Raw genomic sequence first — 21,223 nt, 5'->3', positions numbered from 1 at the left:
GGAAACGACATTTACCAGTGGTATCGCAGCGTGGTCAGCACCGAGCGGCCATCGCCGTAGTAGCTGCTGTTGCTGAACGTGTCGATGTAGGAGACGTATTCGCGATCGAACAGGTTGGTGGCATTGACTGCAAGATCGAGGCTCGGCGTCAGCGCATAGCTCGCCACGGCATCGACCAGCGTATAGGAGCTGGTCTTCTCGCTATTGGCGTCGTCGATATAGGTGCCACCGACGAAGCGCGTGCCCAGCCCCAGGGTAACGTCCCCTCGATTCATGTTGCCGGCAATCGTGTAGTCCGCCCATACCGAGGCGATATGCTCGGGCACGAGCGAGGGGCGATTGCCCTGGTTGCCAGCCAGGCCATCCTCTTCGATCTCCGAATCCCAGTAGGAATAGGCGGCAGTCAGATTGAGCCGATCGCTCAGCGCAAGCTTGCTCTCCAGCTCGATGCCACGGACATTGACCTTGCCGATCTGACGGTAAAGATTCTCGCCTACTTGCGAAGCGACGTTGGTCTGGGTCAGATCGAAGACCGCCAGCGTGAACAGCGCGTTGGTATTGGCCGGGCGATACTTCATGCCGACTTCATACTGCTCGCCCTCCTGAGGATCGGCACTCCCCGACACCAGATTGCGACTCGTCGGCGGCTGGAACGATTCGGCGTAATTCGTGTAGAGCGACAGGTCATCCAGCGCCTTGTAGGTCAGCCCGACACGCTTGGTGAAGGCGTAGTCGTCGGCCTCGTCATCGGCAGTCTGTGTGTTGACGTCGTCGTAGCGCCCGCCCAGCGTCAGGATCCAGCGCTCCGCGAATGTCAGCTCCTGCTGCAGATAGAATCCTTGGGAAGCCTGCTTCTGTCGAAAGTCCGGCTGCCTGGCCAGATCGACGCATGCCTCGCCGCAGTATTGCGGGTCGTAGATATCGATCCCGCCGGCAGTGCCATAGAGACTCGTCTCGTGCACGTCGTCGTGGGTGTAATCGAAGCCGGCCAACGTGCGGCTGCCGACGCTATCGATATCGGTGTCGTACTGGAGCTGGTTGTCGATCGTGTATTGATCGCGCTCGCCGTCGACCACGAAGGCCGTACGGCCATTGGCGGGATCGGGATCGCTGAGGTAGACGTGGTCGTAGTCGAGATCCATGTGGGTGTAGCGCGCGTTCTGACGAAAAGTCAGGCCGCTGCCGAACTGGTGCTCGAACAGGTAACCGATGTTGCGCTCGATCCTGTCCATGTCGTTGTAGCCCGGCTCGCCGAGGAAGGTATCCGGATCGATGCCCGAGCCGCGCGGAATGGAGTGGGCGGCATTGGTGTCGCGCTTGTTGAAGTCCGCCAGCAGCGTCAACGACGTCGCATCGTTGGGCTTGTAGGTCACCGCCGGGGCGAAGTAGAAGCGGTCATCCTGGGTATGGTCGGCGCTGAGTTCCGCATCCTGCCACTTGGTCGTGACGCGATAGCTCCACTTGCCCGCCTGATCGATAGGACCGCCGAAATCCGCACCGGTTTCGGTATGTTCGTTGCCGAGCGTGGTGTAGATCTCGCCGAATTCGTAGTCCAGAGGACGCTTGGTGATCGCATTGACCATGCCGCCGGGCGCATTCAGTCCAAACAGCGTGGAGGTCGATCCCTTGAGGACATCGATTCGCTGAAGGCCGTAGGGTTCGAGCTTGCCACCGGTGAAGTTGACCGTCCGGCGCGACATCCCATCGCGGTAGGTTCCCAGCGACGTGGCGTTGAAGCCGCGGATCATGAAGTAGTCGTAGCGATCATCGGACGCGTACTGATCGACCGTCACGCCCGCCGTGTAGGAGAGCGCCTGCTCGAGATTCTGGACGTTGCGGGTACGCATCTCCTCTTCGGTCACCACCGACACGGAGCTGGAAAGATCGAGAAGATCGGTATCGGTCTTGGATCCGGTCGCGGTGCGCTCGGCAACGATCGTCGAGTCGGGGCCGACAGCGCTATCGGCAATGGCGGCCGCTTCGACCGTGACCGTGTCCAGCTTGGCGGCATCAGCGCTGGATTGTGCCCACGCCGACGATGCCAGCAGCATCGAACCCGAGGAGAGCAATGCCAGCGACAGCGTGCGACGGCATAGCCAGCGGGTGTCGGACGAGACCGGGCTGCAAGCCTGGCTCGAAGCCCATGACGACAATTTCATTGTGTTCCCTTGATGACGCGTCGGGCGCGCCGAGTTTATTAGTCGGTATTCGGTGGAGAATTGTGAAAACCTGGCACGTAAGTGTCAACGATTATGATAAATATTCGCATTTGCATTGATTCCAGCTGACTTCAGAACGTGACTCGTGAGGTCGATAACGCTTGAATGACCGACGCCATCCCGACACGTTCGCGCATGGGTGCTGGCTGGCGAGCGCTTGAAGGCGTTGGCCATGACGAAAAAGGCCGCTGCCGCCGATACTCAAATGGATCGATCCGAACATGGCGTTCGACCCTCCCACGATACTGACACTGACCATTGCCATCGCCGCTGCCGCCGCGCTCTACCTGCTGCTGGAGTGGCGCAGCACCCGAGACGCCTCGCTGCTCTACTGGTCTACCGGCTTTGCCTCGATCACGGTGGGATGCTCGCTCGCGCTGCTGCGCGCCAGCGGCTATTTCATGATCGGCGTGTGGTTCGCCAACGGCCTGCTGGTATTCGCCCACTGGATGTTTCTGGCGGGTGTCGCGCGCTTCGTCGGGGCACGTCTGCCACGCGCGTGGTGGTTGATCATCGCCGTCTGGTGTGCCCTGCTCGTGCTGCCGGATGGGCCGACGTCGGCAAAGATCTATCTGATCGTCAATTCGCTGCTGGTCGCTCTGCTCTCGCTGAGAGCGAGTCTGCTGCTGCGCCTGCCACCGGACGTGGCCACGCTAGGCACGCGTCAGCTGCATTACACCCTGCTCGTCCACGGGATCTTCTATCTCGCCAAGGTGGCACTGACGCTTGTTCCCGGTGAGCTGATCGATCTCGTCGTCTACCGCGGCATGGTGATTCGGGTCTCGCTGGTCGAGGGCGTCATGGCGATTCTGCTGATCGCGCTGTCGATGACCGGGACGGTGCGATATCGACGCGAGCGACAGATCGAGCATCTGGCCGAGCGAGATCCGCTCACCGCCCTGTTCAACCGGCGGGCGTTCGAGGCGCGGGCACCACGATATCTGGAGCGGGTCTCGCAACACGGCGACGGGGCGCTACTGCTGATCGACGTCGACAACTTCAAGCTCGTCAACGACCTCTACGGCCATGCCGCCGGGGACCGATTGCTGGTGACATTGAGCGAATTGATGCGCCACGTGTGCCCCGACAATGCGCTGACGGCGCGCCTGGGAGGAGACGAGTTCGCGATTCTGCTGGACGATGCGCCCTCGGAAAGCGTCACCCGGCTTGGCGATGAACTTCGCGCTCGCTTCCATGACCACGCTTCGCGAACCTTCGACACGCCGGACGCAGTGACATTGAGCATTGGCGCGACCCTGTTCGACCAGCCGAGTGATCTCACCGCGTTGATCGATCGTGGCGATATCGCGCTCTACGAGGTCAAGCGGAGCGGTCGAGACCGGCTGCGCGTACTCGACCTGACCGAACCGGAACAGCGCCGCGCGGTCACGGCTTCCGGCATCGAATCGACCGGCTAGGCAGGCAGTGCCGGCTCGACAAGCTGCTCAACAAAACGTGCCGGTCGTCGCAATGACGACCGGCACGTTTGCCAGAGGCCTTGTCCTTCGAGGCCTTGTCCTTCGAGGTCTTGTCCTTCGAGGCCTTGTCTCGAGGACAGATCTCCTGGAGAGGTTCGAGGACAGGTCTCTACCGCCAGACAGGCCTCACAGTGCCCCGTCGGCGATCGCTCGCGCCATGGTCGGAGACAACGGCAGGCGTGGCAGCAGCGTTGCCTGATAGGCGTGGTAGAGATCCGCCTTGCCGCTCCATACTTCGCTTGAAGGGTTGTTGTGGCGGTCGAGTTCCTGCCACCAGCTGCCGCGCTCGCGATCGATCAGAAAACGATCGATGTAATCCCAGAAACGGCGGTACCAGGTCTCGTAAGCGGCATCGCCGGTGCGCTTGAGCAGCGCGGCTGCGGTAGCGGCGGCTTCGGCGAGCGTCCAGTGCATGCGTTCATGGACCACCGGCTGATTTTCCCAGTCGTGGGTGTAAACCAGTCCCGGTTCGCCGTCGACGTTCCACGCAAGCTCCGTCGCGCTGCGAAAGAGCCCCTGGGCATCTTCCAGCAGCCAGGCCGGTGTCTCTTCGCCGTGACGCATCAGCCCGCCTTCGAGATGCAGCATCAGCCGCGACCATTCGAAGGCATGACCCGGCGTTGCGCCATAGGGTCGAAACTGATCCTTGGGCGTCTCCTGGTTGTAATCGCGCCACTCGTTCCACTCGCTGTCGAAGTGTTCGACGACGCGGTAGTCGTTGGGTCGGGCATGAGCGTGAATGATCTTGTCGACGATGGAGAGCGCACGTGCCCGCCACTTCGGCTCGTCGAGAACGTCGGCCAGCTGCAGGAAGGCTTCGGTCGCGTGCATGTTGCTGTTGCCGCCGCGATACGCTTCCTCCTTGCCCCAGTCGCGGGAGAAACCCTCGCGCATGCGCCCTTCGTCTTCCGCCCAGAACCGCGTTTCGATCACCGCGATGATGTCGTCGAGCAGCGGCTTGGCGTTCTCGTCGCCGGCCTGCCAGGCACTGGCCGCCGCCAGCGCGACGAAGGCGTGAATGTAGGCTTGCTTGGTTTGCGTTTCCCCCGTCTTCGGCCGTGCGCCGTACCAGCCACCGTGCTCGGCATCTCGCAGATCGCCCTTCAGCGCCGCAACGCCATGCGCCACCAGCGGTGCCATGCCGGGCTCGCCGCGCATGGCGGCCAACGCAAAGCAGTGGGTCATGCGGGCGGTGATCATGGTGTCGGGGTTGGCATCCGCCGGCAGCCGGCCGTCTTCGTCCAGTGCGGCGAAACCGCATTCGGCATGACGCGAGGCGCGATAGAACGCCAGCAGGCGCTGCCCCTCGCACTCCAGCCAATGGTGATGCGCCGGCCGGTCGAGCCAGCTCTCCTGCCGGGGCGGCAGATTGGAAGTCGTACCTGGCATGTTCGGGGCCTCCTTGGCCCGAGAATTGCTGTTGGTGCTCGAAGACCCTTGGCGATGCCCGAGCGAGGTGACGATAGCGATCTTCGGCGGTTCGTTCTCTGTTCGATGAATCGTGCGATCCTCGATGCTGCCTCAACCGTTGACGATCATGCCGCCGTTGGGATGCAGCGTCTGCCCGCTGATGAAGGAAGAATCCAGCGAGGCCAGAAAGACGTAGCACGGCCCCAGTTCCGAAGGCTGAGCGGCCCGCCCCATCGGCGTGTCGGATCCGAAATCTTCCAGCATCTGCGGATCGTGGGCGCCCAATGTCGCCGGTTGCAGCGGCGTCCATACCGGGCCGGGCGCAACGGTGTTGACCCGGATTCCGCGAGCCACCACCTGATTGGAGAGCGCCCGCGTGAAACTGACGATCGCCCCCTTGGTGGCGGTGTAGTCGATCAGGAAATCGGGCCCGATATACGCATTGACCGAGGCGGTGTTGATGATCGAATCATCTTCACCCAGATACGGCAATGCCGCTTTGGTCAGATAGAACATGCCGTGGATGTTGGTGGCAAAGGTCCGTTCCCACTGGCTGTCGTCAAGATCGGTGAGATCGGTACATACCTGCTGGGTGCCGGCGTTATTGACGAGAATGTTGAGCCCGCCGAAAGTGTCGACGACCTGTGCAAGCGCGGAGCGGCAGAACGCGGCGTCGCGAATGTCACCCGCGATCAGCAGGCAACGCCGCCCTTCTGCTTCGACCAGCCGCTGCGTTTCCTTGGCGTCCTCGTCCTCACTGAGATACATGACCGCGACATCGGCGCCCTCCCGGGCGAAGTGGATCGCCGCAGAGCGGCCGATACCGCTGTCGGCGCCGGTGATCAACGCAATCTTGCCCTCCAGCTTGCCGCTGCCTCGATAGCCCGGCCGAATGAATTCCGCCGGCGGCTGCATCAGACCTTCCTTGCCGGGTAGTGATTGCTGCTGTGCATGGATCTCGGTCTTCTTGACCATCTTGGACGCTCCTTGTCTGAACCTGGGTAGACAGGTTGGCTCTGGATGGACAGGCTGAGCCTGGGGCAACCCACTGAATCGTGTCAGCCAACTGGCAGAACTCGCCCTGGAATCCCGCTGAATATGTGTAGATTTCCTACGCCTGGCCCTAATTTGTAGTTGACCGATGACGCGCCGGCAAACCCGATCAGGCACTGGAGACGCCGAACAGCCAGCCCACTCCGGCCGTCGCGCCCATGGCCAGCACACCCCAAACGATGATCCGAACGACGGCCACCGAGATGCGAGACCCGCCCACTCTGGCCGACAGCACGCCCAGCAGACCGAGCGCCACCAGCGACCCCAGGGCAACCACCACCGCGAGACTCTGTCGGGAAGCCCCCAGCGCGGCAATGAGCGGCAACGCCGCCCCCGCAAGAAACGTCAGTGCCGAGGCGATCGCTGCCTGCAGGGGGCGAGCTTCGCTGACGTCACTGAAGCCGAGCTCGTCTCGCGCGTGCGCGGCCAGCGCGTCGTGATGCATCAATTTTTCGGCGACTTCCTGCGCCAACGGGGAGGAGAGCCCCCGCGCCTCGTAGATTTCCGCCAGCTCGCGGGTCTCGAACTCGTAGTTCGCGGCCAGTTCGCGCCGCTCGCGCGCCAGATCGGCGTGCTCGGTGTCCTTTTGCGAACTGACGGAGACATACTCACCCGCTGCCATCGACATCGCCCCGGCAACCGCACCTGCCGCACCGGCGGTCAGCACTCCCGCCAACGTCGCCCCCGCCGTCGCCATGCCGATGATCAGGCTCGCGGTGGAGACGATACCGTCGTTGGCTCCCAGCACCGCTGCGCGCAACCAGCCCACGCGATCCGAGTAATGCATTTCCTTGGGTATGGACATACCCGGCTCATGTCGCAGGTCCGATTTCATGGAATTTCCGTTGATCGCCGACTGGATGCAGGTCGATAAGTATCGCGCTTTACCCTGTCATCCTAGGCCAAGCCGGCACATTCGGGGAATTCGTCCAACGGCGACCCTTGCCGAATCGCCCTATCCACTGTCCGATATCAACGCCGACCTTCACAAAACGCCCTAGAACGACGAACTCCTCCCACACGAACTCCACCCACACGAACTCGGACCCCACGGCTCGATCCTTTCATCCTGCAACCTTTCAACCATTACCCGGAAATTTCGACAACTAGGTCGATGACCTTCTGGCAATAGTGCCAATTTCCTCATTCTAAAAGGGTCCATTTATTTCGTCATAGAGGTATCCATCCTGCCGAAACACCTCATTTTACGACGCAGCGAGCGCACGTCTATCACAATCGGCGATTGGTAACATTTAATACTTTGGTATGTAAGATGTCGATTACAATCTTTTCCGGACACACACAAACCATTGTTATTAAAAATAAAATGTCAAAACCTCAAAGAGTTAGTTTAGACCTTTGTCTTTATAGACCATGGTTACAATGAAAGTTTACGAAGTAATAGAAATAATGGCGCTCAGCTCAGGGAGTCACAATAACGAAAAGAGAGGCTGCGACGGACTAAAAAGGAAGCTGATGGATCGCAGCGAAAGGCGAACCTGGTGAAATCCTGTATCGACGCTTTCGGTCTCGATGTTCACAGGATGCCTGCCGACATTTACACCAGCGAATAAGCGACAGACATAACGTCCCTGGCGAGACCATTTCCGTCGAAGCGAGCCTTGGGTAACGGCAGAAAGATTCTCGCCGAGCCATGCAGAAGGGAATGCAGGCGGGGCTACCGACAATTTCTGAAAGACGTATCGGCTCATGTCTTTCTTGCTATCAAGCCTGATATGAGCCCACCGAGCACGACGCTTTGGCAGCGCCACGCGCGTGTCCCTGACACGTCGGTTGCGAATTTTTCCAGGGCGCCTTGCGCAGCCGCAGGTTTCATCCGGCTGCCGACGACAGCAACAGTCATTGACAACCGTCATTGGCAACAACGATTGACGAAAGCGACCAACAACAGCAATCAACGACAAGACCACGAGGGACACCAATAATGATTGCCTCACACAACGTGCTACGCCGGCCATTCCTCGCCGCCGTCATCGGCGCCTCCTGCGTCGTGCCGGCCCTGGCTCACGCCGATATCAACCCCGAGTTCTTCGGTTACGCTCGATCCGGCATCGGCTCGACCTCGGGAGGCGGCAGCCAGACCTGCTTCAAGTCGGCGGGCGCTCCTGCAAAATACCGCCTGGGCAACGAATGCGAGACCTATGCAGAGATCGGGCTCGGGGCGCAGCTGTATCAACAGCAGGACACCTCCTTCGACTTCGCCAGCCGGGTGGCCTATGTCACCGCGCAGGACAACGACGACGAATCGCTCAAGGACGACGACAACAATATTTCCCTGCGGGAGATGTATGTCTCCGGCAACAACGTCGTCGGCGGATTGCCCGGTGCCACGCTGTGGGCGGGCAAGCGTTTCTACCAGCGCCATGACATCCATATGAACGACTTCTACTACTGGGACGTCTCGGGTCCCGGGGTCGGGATTTCGGATATCGACGTCGGCACCGGTAATCTGAGTTTTGCCTGGACCCGCAGCGAAGGTAACGACGATGGCGATGGCCTGTTCCCCGATTCAGGCCAGCAGATCTCGGACGATACGCTCGATGCACGCTGGAGCGACATTCCCGTCAATCCCGGCGGCACGCTGGAGCTGGGTGTCGACTACGGCCGCTCGTCGCTGTCCGAATGGCAGAAGGACTACTACGACGATCAGGATGTCGATTACGACGAGGGTGACAAGGGCTGGATGGGGACCATCGAGCACACCCAAAGCGGCTGGTTCGGCGGCAGCAATACCTTCGCGGTTCAGTACGCCACCGACGGCATCATCACTCGTGACGGTAACGCTGTCGGACGCGGCACCGGCGCGCTTCGTCAGGAAGGCAGCATGTGGCGCGCGCTCGATCACGGTCAGATCTGGCTGGTGCCTGACCAGCTCGACATGCTCTACGCCCTCGTCTACGAGGATAAGGACATGGACGACAACACCGGTCGCAAGTGGTTTTCCGCCGGTGTCCGCCCGGTCTACTACTGGAGCGACATCATGAGCACGGCGGTCGAGCTGGGCTACGACCGTATCGAGCCGCAAGGCGGCGTCAGTGGCTACGATAGTGGCGATCACCACCTGACCAAACTGACCCTCGCCCAACAGTGGTCGGCGGGACGTGGCGCCATGATTCGCCCGACCATCCGTCTGTTCGCCACTTACGCGCAGTGGAACGGCGACGCCTACACCGATGCCCGTAACGCCAACTCGCTCGATACCGGTGCCGGCCCCAACAACGTCGACATCGACGACAACAACGGGCTGACGTTCGGCGCCCAGATGGAGGTGTGGTGGGGTAGCTGAGCCCCGACCGCGAGATCCACGCTCGCGCTGTTTCGATCCCTTGGGCTCCGGAGGCTTGCCGCTCCGGAGCCGTTTTCGTCTCCAGCAGGAGTTACCGAATGTTGAGTTCGTATCGCCTCGCCGTGCCGTTGAGCACGCTTCTGTTCGCCCTGGCGGGATGCAGTACCCCGCTGATGGCACCCCAAGCCCCGACCATTCCTGCCCAGCAGGGGCAGCAGGCCCTGTCCAGTGCGCCGGACTGCTGCGCCTCGCTGGCCTCGCTGCCGTATCAGCCGTTGACGGCGCGGGAGACACTGACGCTGGACTTCACGCCGCAGACCCCGGTTCACGACTTCGGCGATGGCAAGAGTTTCTTCCAGGCGTTCGAGCTGCCCCGCCATGCCGGTCCGGTGGCCTTGAGCGTCACCAGCCCGATCCGGGACGGCCAGGTCTTCGCACCCACGATCATGGTGCTCGATGCCGCGTTCCAGCCGGTCAGAAAGCTATCGAGCGACTCGCTCGAGGTCCGCCGGCCCACCGGTTTCTCCAGCGCGCGGCTTGATGGCCAGTTCAGCCTGATGCCTGGCCCGGATGCCCAGTACGTGGTCATCTATTCGAGCGAGCAGGATCGCCGGGGCTCGACGAGCTACGAGTCGGAAGCCAAAGCCTATGCCCGGGTCAGAGGTCTTGCCGAACCCGCCGGCCCCGATCCTCGCGCCGAGCATGCTGCCACCGGTCAGGTCATCCTGGAGATCGCCTCGCTGAGCGGTGGTACCGGCATGACGCCCCTTCCGGGTACCGGCGCGGTGCCGACGCGCCAGGCAGCCGCCCCCCCAGCGCAGAATGCCGCACCGGCGCCGACCCCAGCGGCGGCGAACGACACCGCGGATTTCGATTACCGCCGCATGATCGATGCCGCTCTCAAGGCCGGCGATGTCGAACTGGCCCTGGAACTGGCGGAACGCGCCGAACGCAGCGGGCATCCCGGCACCCGAGCCTGGCTGGCCGAGCGACTGCAAGCCAGGATGCCCTGACAGCCTCGGGGCGTTCATGACGGCCGATCACTGGCGTGGCGTCCTGGACACGCCACGGCAGCCGGGGCGCGCTACTCGAGGATATGGAAGCCGTCGAGGTAGCGTTCGTTGAGGGAGAGACCGAGCCCCGGTAGGTCGTCGGCGAGGTCCAGATAGCCATCGACCGGGGCCGGGTCGCCTTCGAACAGGTAGTAGAACAGTTCGTTGCCGATCTCGACGTCATGCACCGGGAAGAACTCCGACATCGGCGAGGCGAGCGAGGACATCGTCAGATGGTAGTTGTGCATCTGCCCCGCATGGGGGATCACCGGCACCTCGAACGCTTCCGCCAGGGCATTGATCTTGCGCGCCACGGTGATGCCGCCGACCCGATTGGTGTCGTACTGGATCACCGAGACCGCGCGCTTCTCCAGCAACTGACGGAAACCGTGGACGGTGTACTCGTGCTCGCCGCCGGAAATCGGCATCGGCGCGATGCGGTTGAGCTCGGCGTAACCGTCGATATCGTCAGCGATGACCGGCTCTTCCAGCCAGCGCAACTCGAACGGCGCCAGCCTGGGCAGCATCCGCCGGGCGTAGTCGAGATTCCAGCCCATGTAGCAGTCGGCCATCAGGTCGATATCTTCGCCAATCACCTCGCGAACCGCGGCGACGCTCTTGAGATTCTCGCGCATGCCTTTTGGCCCGTCCTTGGGCCCATAGCCGAAACGCATCTTCATCGCCTGGAAACCCTGATCGAGATAGCCCTGCGCCTCGGCCTGCATGACGTCGAGATCGTCGTGGTAGAGCTTGGAGGCGTAGCACGGGATCTTCTCCTTGGTGCGCCCCCCGAGCAGCTTGAACACCGGCTTGTCGAGCGCCTTGCCCATCAGGTCCCATATCGCGATATCCACCCCGGAGATCGCCGCCATGCCGATGCCACGTCGACCCCAGGCCAGGGTGGCGCGGTACATGCGCTGCCACAGGTATTCGTAGTCGAACGGATCCTGCCCCACGATCAGTGGGGCCAGATGCTGATCGACGATGGTCTTGGCGACCCTAGGGGCCAGCGCCACGTTGCCGAGACCGACCAGACCGCTGTCGGTCTCGATCTCGATCACCGCCCAGCCATGAAAGCGGAAGCTCTGCATCGCATCGCCGCGATCCCACAGCGCATCCATGGCGTTGGTGCAGAAGTGTGCCTTGGGCGCCACCGTCTCGCCCTTCCATTCGAAAACCCGGGCGCGGACTCGAGTGATTTTCATTGCATGACTCCTGTTCACTGAGGGAAGTCGTTGGCCTTTTTCCCTCAACCCACGAAGGCGTTGGCGATCAGCAGCGCCACCAGCCCGGTGGCCCAGCCCAGCGTCGTCGGCACCGACAGCACCAGTAGCTGATGCTTGGCGGTCTTGACCCCGAGCAGGCGGTTGACCACCCAGAAATAGCTGTCGTTGAAGTAGCTGAAGAAGAGCCCGCCGAGACACGCCGCCTGGGCCGCCAGCACCATGTTGACATCCGGCATCGAGGCCAGGATTGGCGCCGAGATCGACGCGCCGGTGATCATCGAGACCGTGCCGCTGCCCTGCACGAAGCGCACCAGCGTGGCGATGATGAACGGGATCAGCACCGCCGGCAGCGCAAGCCCGGCAATGCTTTCGCCGATGTAGTCACCGGCACCGCTTGCCCGCAGCACCGCACCCAGCGCGCCCCCGGCACCGGTCACCAGCAGAATGATACCGGCGCTTTCGACGCCTTTTTCCAGATGCGCCAGGACCTGGTCCTTGGGCATTTTCGGCACCAGACCGTAGACCGCCACCAGCACGCCGATGCCCACCGCGATCACCGGGTTGCCGATGAACTGGACGACCTGAACGACGATACCCGGTGCATCGCTGCCACCGACCAGCGCGGTGACCAGCGTGTTGAGGAAGATCAACAGAATCGGCAGCCCGATCGGCAGCACCGACTTGAACAACGTCGGCAGCTCGCTCTCCTCCAGGTGCGCCGCGAGCGGGTCGTCTTCCGTATCGCGCTTCAGCGATCCCGGCACGTCACGCTCGATCATCGCCTCGATACGCGGCCCCATGAAACGGGCGTAAAGCACCATCACGATCAGCGCCGGCGCGGTGAAGACCAGGCCCCAGGCGATCATCAGACCGATGTCGACACCGAAGATACCAGCGACGCCCAGCGGCCCCGGCGTTGGCGGTACCGCGCTATGGGTGACCGCCAGCCCCGAGGCCAGCGCGATGCCGAGCGTCAGCACCGAGCGCCCGCTGTTGCGCGCCAATGCCCGCACCAGCGGATTGAGGATCACGTAGGCGGAATCGCAGAAGATCGGGATCGAGACGATATAACCGGTGAGCGCCATCGCCCAGTCCTCGCGCTCCTTGCCGAGCAATTTGAGAATCGAATAGGCCATGCGCTGGCCGGCACCGGAGACTTCGAGAATTCGCCCCATCATCACGCCGAAACCGATGACCAGGCCGATGGTGGAAAGCGTCTTGCCGAAGCCGGTGGTGATCGAATCGATCACCGCATTGGGCGACATGCCGCCGATCAAACCGGCGATCGAGGCGGCGATGATCAGGGCGAGCAGCGCATGAACGCGGGTCTTCAGCACCAGCGCGATCATCACGAAGATAGCGATACCCAGGCCGATGATGACCTGGGGGCCAGCGACAGTGTCTGTCATGGCGTGACTCCTTGTGGGCTTTATTGGGTGTTGTTGCCTGCTTGGGTGTTGTTCCCTGCTTAGTTCAAGGAACGGATCTACCGAGTCCGGAGCGTCTTTCCAGAAACCGGTTCAGTCGTCGAGCTCTTCCTCCCGCTCGTCCTCGAGATAGGCACGAATGATCGCATCGAAGTCGGCATCTGCCTGGAACCCCAGTGCCAACGGCCGCTCGACATCCAGCCCGCCCGGCCAACTGGCCACGATGGCATCGATGCCGGCATCCGGCTCGAAGCGCACGAGATCGCGCGCGGGCGCACCGGCCTGCCGCTCGAGCGCGTCGAGCATCTCGTTCACCGTCACCGTGATGCCGGGCAGGTTGAGCGTGCGCCAATCGCCCAGCGCCTCTCCCTCGAGCGCCAGCGCATGGACCAGATTGGCGACCACGGCGCGGGGCGAGGAGAGCCACAGCGGCAGGCCGGCAGCCACCGGGCAAATCGCCTCGAGGCCGGACAGCGGCTCGCGGATGATCGAGCTGGCAAACGACGAGGCCGCCTGATTCGGTTTGCCGGGGCGAACCACGATGGTGGGCAGGCGACAGACACGACCGTCGACGAAACCGCGCCGGCTGTAGTCGTTGACCAGCAGCTCCCCGATCGCTTTCTGCGCGCCGTAGGAAGAACGTGGCTGAGGCCCGACGGCTTCCGGCACCGGCTGGGATCGCTTTTGGGAGAGTCCTTGAGATAGCCCCGGACCGAACACCGCCAGCGAGCTGGCGAACAGGAATCGCAGCCGCCTTGGATGCGCCCGGCACGCTTCCAGCAGCGTGCGCGTGGCATCCAGATTGACCCGCATGCCGAGTTCGAAGTCCGCCTCGGCCTGGGAACTCACCACCGCCGCCAGATGACAGACGGCGCCGGTATCGTCGGCCAGTGCCTGCTGGATCAGCCCAGACTCAATGAAATCGGGATCGGCGATGTCGCCGGTCAGCGATTCGACCCGACCGTCGGTTACCGGACACGGCGCCAGATCGATCGACGTCACCCGCGTGATGGCCTGCCCTTCAATCGACGCCTCTCCCGCAAGCAGCTGTTGAATCAGTCTGGCACCGAGAAAACCGGCGCCTCCCGTCACGATCACATGCATGGCGTTGCTCCTTTGAGGCGCTGCCTTCGTTCACTGGATGGCGCTCAATTGACGAAAGGCGAATTGCGCTGAGGTTTGAGATTTAACATCTTGTCTGACAAATTGAGCGAACAGGCAACACCGCCATTGGTCGGAGAAGATCGCCACATGCCGTCACGACGGCATTCAACGTGCCGGCCATTCGACGAACGCATGAGGATTGGGGATCGCGAGTGACAACAAATGAGTGAAAACATCGAACAGCCATCGCGCGGCCCGCAGCTTTCCGAACAGGTCGCCCAGCGCTTGAGCGACGCCATACAGGCCGGCGAATGGGGCCGCGGTGCGCGGCTGCCCACCGAGGCCGCCTTGGGTGAGCGTTACGGCATCAGCCGCTCGGTGGTACGCGAAGCGATCTCGATGCTGCGCAATGGCGGCCTGGTCACTTCGCGACGCGGCAGCGGCAGTTTCGTCGCCGAATCCCCGACGATCTCGCTGCGCCTGCCGATCCCCGACCCCGATCTGCAATCGGTGGTCGAGGTGCTGGAGTTGCGCCGGCCGCTGGAGGTGGAAGCCGCACGGCTCGCCGCCGAGCGATGCACGCCATCGCAGCTCCGCCGTATTCGCAATGCGATGGTGGATATCGACGAAGCCGTCGAGGCGGGGCTTTCCGGGGTCGATCAGGATCTTGCCTTCCATCGCGCCATCGCCGAAGCGGCCAACAACACGCACTTCACCGCCGTGCTCGATTTTTACAATCGCTTCCTGCATCACGCGATCCGCGTGACGCGGACCAACGAATCGATGCGCGAGACCTTCATGCAACAGGTGGTTGCCGAGCATCAGGCCATTCTCGACGCCATTGCCGCCGGTAATGCCGATGCCGCCGCGCGCGCCGCCGCCATTCATCTGGAACACGCCGAAATGCGACTGCGGCAGGCGCCCCCCGATCTGCTCAAGAGCGTGCTCGAGCGAGCCGAGGCGCCAGCTGAACCGTCGTCGACATCGTCGACTCAACAGGGAGAAAGACCATCATGACCACCACACAACGGCCCCGCATCGGCGTGATCGGACTGGGTTCGATGGGAATGGGCATGGCCATGTCGCTGGTGCGTGCCGGCTTCGAGACCTGGGGTTGTGATCTGCGCGAGGAGGCGCGGGCCAGTTTTGCCGGCGCCGGCGGACACGCCGTGGCAACACCCGCCGAAATGGCGGCCGAGGTCGAGATCGTGCTGACCGTGGTGGTCAACGCCGAGCAGACCCGGGCGGTGCTGTTTGACGACAACGGCCTGCTTCCGGGATTGAAGCCTGGCAGCCTGGTCATTTCCTGCGCGACCTGCGCCCCGGATGCCGTGCAGGCGCTGGGTAGCGACCTCGCCGCCCACGACATCCACCTGCTCGATGCGCCGATCTCGGGCGGTTCGGTCAAGGCGGCCGCCGGTCAGCTGACGATCATGGCCTCCGGCCCCGCGACGCTGTTCGCGCGCGCCGACAGCGTGCTCGACGCCCTCGCCGCCAAGGTGTTTCGTCTGGGAGAGGGGCTGGGGCAGGGCTCGCAGGTCAAGCTGGTCAACCAGCTGCTGGCCGGGGTGCATATCGCTGCCGCCGCCGAGGCGATGGCCTACGGCATTCGCGGCGGCTGCGACCCGCAGACGCTTTACGAGGTGATCACCCAGAGTGCCGGCAATTCTTGGATGTTCGAGAATCGCGTACCGCACATCCTGGCCGGCGACTACACCCCGCACTCGGCGGTGGATATTTTCGTCAAGGATCTCGGCATCGTTCACGACACCGCTCATCGCGACAAATTTCCGCTGCCGCTCACCGCCCAGGCGCTGAGCCAGTTCACCCTCGCGTCGGCCCAGGGGCTGGGACGGCAAGACGATTCGGCGGTGATCAAGGTCTACCCGGGTATCACGCTTCCCGGCACGGCCGCCAACGATGCCGGATTCGATTTCGATGGCGGTCCCAATGACCACGGAGGTGCTTGAGCGATGGCGAACTCTCTTTCAAAAGCGGATGAGCGACGGCCCAGCATGCGGCCCATCCTCGGCTGCATCGCCGACGATTTCACCGGCGCCACGGATCTCGCCAGCCAGCTGGTCAGCGCCGGGATGCGTACGCTGCAGACCATCGGCATCCCCCAGGCACCGCTGGAAGCGGGCGTGGACGCCGTGGTCGTGGCGCTGAAATCGCGCACCATTCCGGCCAGGGAGGCCATCGAACAGTCGATCCAGGCGCTCGACTGGCTGCGAGAGCAGGGCTGCGAGCAGTTCTATTTCAAGTACTGCTCCACCTTCGATTCGACGCCGGCCGGCAATATCGGCCCAGTGACGGAGGCGCTGATGGAAGCGTTGGGCACTGACTTCACCGTCGCCTGCCCGGCCCTGCCGGCCAACCGCCGCAGCGTGTTCAACGGCTACCTGTTCGCCAATGGCGTCCCGCTCAACGAAAGCGGCATGCAGGACCACCCGCTGACGCCGATGACCGACGCCAACCTGGTCCGTGTGCTCAACGCGCAGACGACGCGCAATGTCGGACTGATCGACTACGCCACGCTGCGCCAGGGCGATGCTGCCGTCACCGCGCGCATCGACGCACTCAAGGCCGACGGTATCGGTATCGCGATCTGCGACGCCATCGATAATGACGACCTGTTCATGCTGGCGCGAGCCTGCCGCGATCTGCCGCTGGTGACCGCGGGCTCCGGCCTGGCGCTGGGGCTGCCGGCCAATGTCGCCGAACGTCTCGATCACACCCAGGATGCGGCTCGACTCGAACCCATCGCCGGTCGCGAAGCGGTGTTGAGCGGCAGCTGTTCGCGGGCCACGCTGGCCCAGATCGAGCACGCCCGGCAGCACATGCCGAGCGTTCACCTGGATGCCCAGGCGCTGGACGACGACTATCAAGGCGTCGTCGATGCCGCACTGGAATATGCTGAAGGCAATCTGGATGCCGGCCCCGTGCTGATCTACGCCAGCGCCTCACCCGAGGAAGTCCGCCGGGCGCAACAGCGGCTCGGCGTGCAGCAGGCCGGCGAGCTGGTCGAGCGCGCCATGGCGGAGATCGCCGCCGAGCTGGTCGGACGCCTTGGCGTGCGCCGGCTGCTGGTGGCCGGGGGCGAGACCTCCGGCGCCGTGGTCACCGCCCTCGACGTTCAGGGACTGCGGATCGGCGAGAGTATCGATCCCGGCGTGCCGTGGACGACCACGCTGGGTACCGAAGAACCGTTGGCGCTGGCGCTCAAGTCAGGCAACTTCGGCGCCCCCGATTTCATGACCAAAGCCTGGAAACTGATGCCATGACCGCGATCCACACCTCGACATCATCCACCGAAAACCGCCTGCGCGAAGAGATCGCCGAGATCGGCCGCTCCTTCCGTAACCTGGGCATGGCGCCAGGCACCTCCGGCAACATCAGCGCCAAGCTCGACGACGGCTGGCTGATGACACCGACCAACGCCAGCCTCGGCGCACTCGATCCGGCGGAGATTTCCAAGCTCGACTGGGACGGCAACCTGCTGGCCGGCAAGCCGCCGACCAAGGAGTCTTTCCTGCATCGGGCCTTCTACGAACAGCGCCCGGATACCGGCGGGATCATCCACCTTCACGCCACGCATTCGGCCGCCGTGTCGTGTCTCAACGGGCTCGATGAGCACTCCTGCCTGCCGCCGATCACACCCTACTTCGTGATGCGCGTCGGCCGCCTGCCACTGGTGCCCTACTACCGCCCCGGTGATGCCGCGCTGGGTGACGCCGTGCGCGACTATGCCTTGGATCATGCCGCGGTGCTATTGGCCAATCACGGCCCGGTGGTCGCCGGCAAGACGCTGGAAGCGGCACGCAACGCCATCGAGGAGCTGGAAGAAACCGCCAAGCTCTATCTGCTGCTGCGCCAGCACGATGTGCGCACGCTGAACGAGAAAGAGATCGACGAGCTGCGCGACGCCTTCGGCGCCCAGTGGTAGCCGCGCATTCGTCTGCCCGTACCATCACTGTCAACAGGGTCATCGAGGAAATCAGGCCATGCCGCGTTTCGCTGCCAATCTCAGCATGATGTTCAACGAAGTCCCGTTCATGGAGCGCTTCGCCCAGGCCGCCGCCAGCGGTTTCGAGGGCGTCGAGTTTCTGTTCCCGTACGATTTCGAACCCGAAGCGATCGCCGCCGAGCTCGAGCGTCACGGGCTCGAGCAGGTGCTGTTCAATCTGCCGCCGGGCGACTGGGCAGCCGGCGAGCGCGGTCTGGCCGCGCTCCCTGAACGCGAGACGGAGTTCCGGGCAAGCGTCGATACCGCGATTCGCTATGCCAAGGCGCTGAACTGCCAGCGCCTGCATGCCATGGCAGGGCTGGTGGCGGAATCGGGCTCAGCGCCGGACAATGTTTCCCGTGAAACATTGTCGGGCGGTCATCGGGATATTTATCTGGAAAATCTAAGGTTTGCGGCCAGAAAACTCGCCGAGAACGACCTGACGCTGCTGATCGAGCCGATCAACACTCGCGACATGCCGGGCTATTTTCTCAACCATCAGGCCGATGGCCACGCCATCGTTGCCGAGCTGAGCGAGCCCAACGTCAAGGTGCAGATGGATTTCTACCATACCCAGATCATGGATGGAGATATCTGGAAGACCTACCAGCGCTATCGCGACGGCGTGGGCCATATTCAGATTGCCGGCGTACCCGAACGGCACGAGCCGGATAGCGGCGAAGTGAACTATCCGTGGCTATTCGAACAGCTCGACCGCGACGGCTATGCAGGCTGGCTCGGCTGCGAGTACAAGCCGCGCGGTGACACGGAGGCAGGGTTGGGGTGGTATCGCGCCTGGCAGCAGCGCTGACAGGCGGGGATCAATTGCCCTCGATCAGCCGGATCCCGTTGTCTTCGATGACGATCCGGCGCTGCTTGTAGAGCCGGCCGATGGCCTGCTTGAAGGCGTTCTTGCTGACGCCGAGGCGGGCCTTGATGGCGTCGGCCGGGCTCTTGTCACCGAGGGCCAAAAAACCGTCGTTGGCGGCCAGCGCTGCCAACACCTTGTCGCCGACCACATCCAGACGCGCCTGCCCAGGTGGCAGCAGCGACAGATCCAGGCGAGCGTCGTCGCGTACACGGCGAACATAGCCATCCATACGATCGCCCCGGCGTAGCGGGCGCGACATGTCATCGTGATACAGCAGCCCCCAGAAACGGCTGTTGACCACCGCCTTGGCACCGAGATCGGTCAGATCCGCGATCACCAGCGATACCCGGTCGCCTGCCTTCAGCCCTTCCGATTCGTCCTGCAGGAATTTGTCGAGCTTCATGCTGGCCACCGGACGCATGCGATCGTCGACATAGATCATCACCAGCACGCGCTTGCCCTCATCCGGGCGGAAGCGCTGCTCGCCGAAGGGCAGCAGCAGATCCTTGGGCCGGCCCCAGTTCAGGAAGGCGCCGACATCGTTGACCTTGGTCACACGAAGATAAGCGACGTCACCCACATTGACCTGTGGCTCGGCAGCGCGTGGTGATTCGGCGGGAGCATTTTCCCGAGGCGTGCGGGTCATGGCGTTCTCTGGCTGACAAGCGATGGAGGAGATGGCGCCATTATGGCGGTCGAAACCGTGCCGAGCAAAACCGCGAAAACCCGAACGGTGAGCCTCATGGATAACGCCAGGATTTTGAATTCACGCAAGAAGGATTACACTGCGCCTCTGCCGCATGCCTTATACCTTCGTATTAATCCCATCGATAGTCGAATTCACTACGCGTGATTAGCAGACTAAAGGATAGCCTCCCATAATGTCGTCATCGGTTAGGCCGAAAGGCCACTAAAAGAAGACATTATCTGGAGGTAACGCCATGAAAACTCGCATTCTCGCAGCCATCGCAATCGCCGTTGCACTGCCGACCGTCGCCCAGGCCAACAGTGCCGTCGAACAGCGTCACTTCGACCAGCAGAGCGAAGCACTCAATATCGAGCAGACCGCGCAGTACCACGCGCTGCCGACTCGCTACAGCGTCGACACTGTCGATGGTGGTCACAGCGTCGCTGCCGATCAGTCACTCAAGAACGTTGCCGAGTCCAGCCAGCTGAGCACTAACGTGCAACCGTCTCACAACGGTCTGATCGGTGAAGGCCAAAGCGCCGCTGCCGGCCAGGCGCTGCAGAACGCCACGCAGACCGTCAGCAATGACAACGGCAACGTCGAAGTGAACTTCGCCAGCCTGTAAGACTTCGCCTTCGGGCAACATAGCAGCGCTAGTCCATTCAGGGAGCCAAACGGCTCCCTTTTTGGTGTTATGCGCTGCCACATCGAAAAATTTCAGATATCCCCGCCGCCATCATTCGCATTGATAGTTCATTTCGTGCCATTCGATTTTAGTTAGACGGCTAACGGAATCATAATGACATCACAGGTCAAGGCCAAGAGCCCGACACCAAAACAGATGATCATTGGAGGCAACACCATGAAAACTCGCATTCTCGCAGCCATCGCTATCGCCGTCGCTCTGCCCACCGTCGCCCAGGCCAATAGTGCCGTCGAACAGCGTCACTTCGACCAGCAGAGCGAAGCGCTCAACATAGAACAGACCGCGCAGTATCACACGCTGCCGACCCGTTACAGCGTCGACACCGTCAACGGCGGCCACAGCGCGGCAGCGGACCAGGCTCTGCAGAACGTCGCCGATGCCACGCAACTGGCCACCGACATTTCGGCAAGCCGCAACCCGCTGGTCGGTGAGGGGCAAAGTGACGCAGCCGCTCAAGCGCTACGGGGCAGCGGGCAGTTCGCCCACGACACACGAGGCAACGGCGAGGTCAGCGTCACCACGCTGTAAGCTCGCCCCCTCGCAGCACCCACGCAGCACCCACGCAACAGCCGCCGGCACGAAGCCGGCGGCTTGTCGTTCCCCGACAGGATCCCCTCATCCTCTTCACCTTGCCGCTTTTCACCTTGTCCTCTTGCCCCTTGCACCTCTTGCCCTT

18 protein-coding genes are annotated in these 21,223 nt (G+C 62.7%); 10 read left to right on the top strand and 8 right to left on the bottom strand.

Features of this window, described 5'->3' with window-relative positions:
- Positions 1-11 precede the first annotated feature (11 nt).
- Positions 12-2,159, bottom strand: a complete 2,148-nt coding sequence (locus BTW07_RS18385; RefSeq protein WP_083942065.1) for a TonB-dependent siderophore receptor — start codon at positions 2,157-2,159, stop codon at positions 12-14.
- A gap of 281 nt (positions 2,160-2,440) precedes the next feature.
- Here BTW07_RS18385 and BTW07_RS18380 point away from each other — a divergent pair, with 281 nt between their 5' ends.
- Entirely contained in the window at positions 2,441-3,637 is a 1,197-nt protein-coding gene (locus BTW07_RS18380) for a GGDEF domain-containing protein (RefSeq protein WP_075571619.1), read from the top strand.
- Positions 3,638-3,823: 186 nt separating this feature from the next.
- Here BTW07_RS18380 and BTW07_RS18375 read toward each other — a convergent pair whose 3' ends face one another.
- The 3 genes from BTW07_RS18375 to BTW07_RS18365 all read right to left on the bottom strand — a co-directional run bounded on the left by BTW07_RS18375 (position 3,824) and on the right by BTW07_RS18365 (position 6,965).
- Complete coding sequence (locus BTW07_RS18375) at positions 3,824-5,086, bottom strand: D-mannose isomerase (RefSeq protein WP_075571618.1); 1,263 nt, start codon at positions 5,084-5,086, stop codon at positions 3,824-3,826.
- A 132-nt stretch (positions 5,087-5,218) separates the two neighbouring features.
- Positions 5,219-6,082 carry an SDR family oxidoreductase gene (locus BTW07_RS18370; protein WP_075571617.1) on the bottom strand — a complete coding sequence of 288 codons (864 nt, stop codon included), beginning with the start codon at positions 6,080-6,082 and terminating at the stop codon, positions 5,219-5,221.
- Positions 6,083-6,269: 187 nt separating this feature from the next.
- Positions 6,270-6,965, bottom strand: coding sequence for a VIT1/CCC1 transporter family protein (locus BTW07_RS18365; protein WP_075571616.1), 696 nt, complete (start codon positions 6,963-6,965; stop codon positions 6,270-6,272).
- 1,140 nt (positions 6,966-8,105) lie between these two features.
- On the opposite strand from BTW07_RS18365, the gene BTW07_RS18360 reads away from it, so the two are divergent.
- Together BTW07_RS18360 and BTW07_RS18355 are read left to right on the top strand one after the other, a co-directional pair.
- Positions 8,106-9,467, top strand: coding sequence for a maltoporin (locus tag BTW07_RS18360; protein WP_075571615.1), 1,362 nt, complete (start codon positions 8,106-8,108; stop codon positions 9,465-9,467).
- Positions 9,468-9,565: 98 nt separating this feature from the next.
- Positions 9,566-10,480, top strand: coding sequence for a MalM family protein (locus tag BTW07_RS18355; protein WP_075571614.1), 915 nt, complete (start codon positions 9,566-9,568; stop codon positions 10,478-10,480).
- 71 nt (positions 10,481-10,551) lie between these two features.
- Here the strand turns inward: BTW07_RS18355 and BTW07_RS18350 are convergent, their stop codons facing one another.
- The 3 genes from BTW07_RS18350 to denD form a co-directional block, all read right to left on the bottom strand.
- On the bottom strand, positions 10,552-11,724 hold the full coding sequence (locus tag BTW07_RS18350) for an L-rhamnonate dehydratase (RefSeq protein ID WP_075571613.1): 1,173 nt from the start codon (positions 11,722-11,724) through the stop codon (positions 10,552-10,554).
- Positions 11,725-11,768: 44 nt separating this feature from the next.
- Positions 11,769-13,154, bottom strand: coding sequence for a GntP family permease (locus BTW07_RS18345; RefSeq protein ID WP_075571612.1), 1,386 nt, complete (start codon positions 13,152-13,154; stop codon positions 11,769-11,771).
- Between the two features lie 111 nt (positions 13,155-13,265).
- A complete protein-coding gene (denD, locus tag BTW07_RS18340) occupies positions 13,266-14,276 on the bottom strand; it encodes a D-erythronate dehydrogenase (protein ID WP_075571611.1) in 1,011 nt (336 codons plus the stop codon).
- Positions 14,277-14,498: 222 nt separating this feature from the next.
- Between denD and BTW07_RS18335 the strand changes: the two genes are divergently transcribed.
- From BTW07_RS18335 to otnI, 5 genes are read left to right on the top strand one after another with little or no spacing between them, the layout of a single operon-like run.
- Positions 14,499-15,293, top strand: a complete 795-nt coding sequence (locus BTW07_RS18335) for a FadR/GntR family transcriptional regulator (RefSeq protein WP_075571610.1) — start codon at positions 14,499-14,501, stop codon at positions 15,291-15,293.
- Positions 15,290-16,246 carry an L-threonate dehydrogenase gene (gene ltnD / locus BTW07_RS18330; RefSeq protein WP_075571609.1) on the top strand — a complete coding sequence of 319 codons (957 nt, stop codon included), beginning with the start codon at positions 15,290-15,292 and terminating at the stop codon, positions 16,244-16,246. Before BTW07_RS18335 ends, ltnD begins: the two co-directional genes overlap by 4 nt.
- A gap of 45 nt (positions 16,247-16,291) precedes the next feature.
- Positions 16,292-17,560 carry a 3-oxo-tetronate kinase gene (gene otnK, locus BTW07_RS18325; RefSeq protein WP_075571608.1) on the top strand — a complete coding sequence of 423 codons (1,269 nt, stop codon included), beginning with the start codon at positions 16,292-16,294 and terminating at the stop codon, positions 17,558-17,560.
- Positions 17,557-18,222, top strand: a complete 666-nt coding sequence (gene otnC / locus BTW07_RS18320) for a 3-oxo-tetronate 4-phosphate decarboxylase (protein ID WP_075571607.1) — start codon at positions 17,557-17,559, stop codon at positions 18,220-18,222. The genes otnK and otnC overlap by 4 nt, the downstream gene beginning before the upstream one ends.
- Positions 18,223-18,280: 58 nt before the next feature.
- Entirely contained in the window at positions 18,281-19,093 is an 813-nt protein-coding gene (gene otnI / locus BTW07_RS18315) for a 2-oxo-tetronate isomerase (protein ID WP_075571606.1), read from the top strand.
- 10 nt (positions 19,094-19,103) lie between these two features.
- Here otnI and BTW07_RS18310 read toward each other — a convergent pair whose 3' ends face one another.
- Positions 19,104-19,799, bottom strand: coding sequence for a CvfB family protein (locus BTW07_RS18310; RefSeq protein WP_075571605.1), 696 nt, complete (start codon positions 19,797-19,799; stop codon positions 19,104-19,106).
- A 295-nt stretch (positions 19,800-20,094) separates the two neighbouring features.
- On the opposite strand from BTW07_RS18310, the gene BTW07_RS18305 reads away from it, so the two are divergent.
- A complete protein-coding gene (locus BTW07_RS18305) occupies positions 20,095-20,466 on the top strand; it encodes a hypothetical protein (protein WP_075571604.1) in 372 nt (123 codons plus the stop codon).
- Positions 20,467-20,703: 237 nt separating this feature from the next.
- The gene (locus tag BTW07_RS18300; protein WP_144076972.1) at positions 20,704-21,075 is read left to right on the top strand and encodes a hypothetical protein; all 372 of its coding nucleotides are present in this window, start codon (positions 20,704-20,706) and stop codon (positions 21,073-21,075) included.
- Positions 21,076-21,223: the final 148 nt, after the last annotated feature.

This window comes from Salinicola socius, assembly GCF_001937195.1.
Lineage (GTDB): Bacteria > Pseudomonadota > Gammaproteobacteria > Pseudomonadales > Halomonadaceae > Salinicola > Salinicola socius.
This window is presented reverse-complemented; position numbering and strand designations above follow the sequence as displayed.

Excerpts from the sequence above, each read along its gene's own strand:
- BTW07_RS18385 (WP_083942065.1), bottom strand. The coding sequence starts at position 2,159 with ATGAAATTGTCGTCATGGGCTTCGAGCCAGGCTTGCAGCCCGGTCTCG.
- BTW07_RS18380 (WP_075571619.1), top strand. The coding sequence starts at position 2,441 with ATGGCGTTCGACCCTCCCACGATACTGACACTGACCATTGCCATCGCC.
- BTW07_RS18375 (WP_075571618.1), bottom strand. The coding sequence starts at position 5,086 with ATGCCAGGTACGACTTCCAATCTGCCGCCCCGGCAGGAGAGCTGGCTC.
- BTW07_RS18370 (WP_075571617.1), bottom strand. The coding sequence starts at position 6,082 with ATGGTCAAGAAGACCGAGATCCATGCACAGCAGCAATCACTACCCGGC.
- BTW07_RS18365 (WP_075571616.1), bottom strand. The coding sequence starts at position 6,965 with ATGTCCATACCCAAGGAAATGCATTACTCGGATCGCGTGGGCTGGTTG.
- BTW07_RS18360 (WP_075571615.1), top strand. The coding sequence starts at position 8,106 with ATGATTGCCTCACACAACGTGCTACGCCGGCCATTCCTCGCCGCCGTC.
- BTW07_RS18355 (WP_075571614.1), top strand. The coding sequence starts at position 9,566 with ATGTTGAGTTCGTATCGCCTCGCCGTGCCGTTGAGCACGCTTCTGTTC.
- BTW07_RS18350 (WP_075571613.1), bottom strand. The coding sequence starts at position 11,724 with ATGAAAATCACTCGAGTCCGCGCCCGGGTTTTCGAATGGAAGGGCGAG.
- BTW07_RS18345 (WP_075571612.1), bottom strand. The coding sequence starts at position 13,154 with ATGACAGACACTGTCGCTGGCCCCCAGGTCATCATCGGCCTGGGTATC.
- denD (WP_075571611.1), bottom strand. The coding sequence starts at position 14,276 with ATGCATGTGATCGTGACGGGAGGCGCCGGTTTTCTCGGTGCCAGACTG.
- BTW07_RS18335 (WP_075571610.1), top strand. The coding sequence starts at position 14,499 with ATGAGTGAAAACATCGAACAGCCATCGCGCGGCCCGCAGCTTTCCGAA.
- ltnD (WP_075571609.1), top strand. The coding sequence starts at position 15,290 with ATGACCACCACACAACGGCCCCGCATCGGCGTGATCGGACTGGGTTCG.
- otnK (WP_075571608.1), top strand. The coding sequence starts at position 16,292 with ATGCGGCCCATCCTCGGCTGCATCGCCGACGATTTCACCGGCGCCACG.
- otnC (WP_075571607.1), top strand. The coding sequence starts at position 17,557 with ATGACCGCGATCCACACCTCGACATCATCCACCGAAAACCGCCTGCGC.
- otnI (WP_075571606.1), top strand. The coding sequence starts at position 18,281 with ATGCCGCGTTTCGCTGCCAATCTCAGCATGATGTTCAACGAAGTCCCG.
- BTW07_RS18310 (WP_075571605.1), bottom strand. The coding sequence starts at position 19,799 with ATGACCCGCACGCCTCGGGAAAATGCTCCCGCCGAATCACCACGCGCT.
- BTW07_RS18305 (WP_075571604.1), top strand. The coding sequence starts at position 20,095 with ATGAAAACTCGCATTCTCGCAGCCATCGCAATCGCCGTTGCACTGCCG.
- BTW07_RS18300 (WP_144076972.1), top strand. The coding sequence starts at position 20,704 with ATGAAAACTCGCATTCTCGCAGCCATCGCTATCGCCGTCGCTCTGCCC.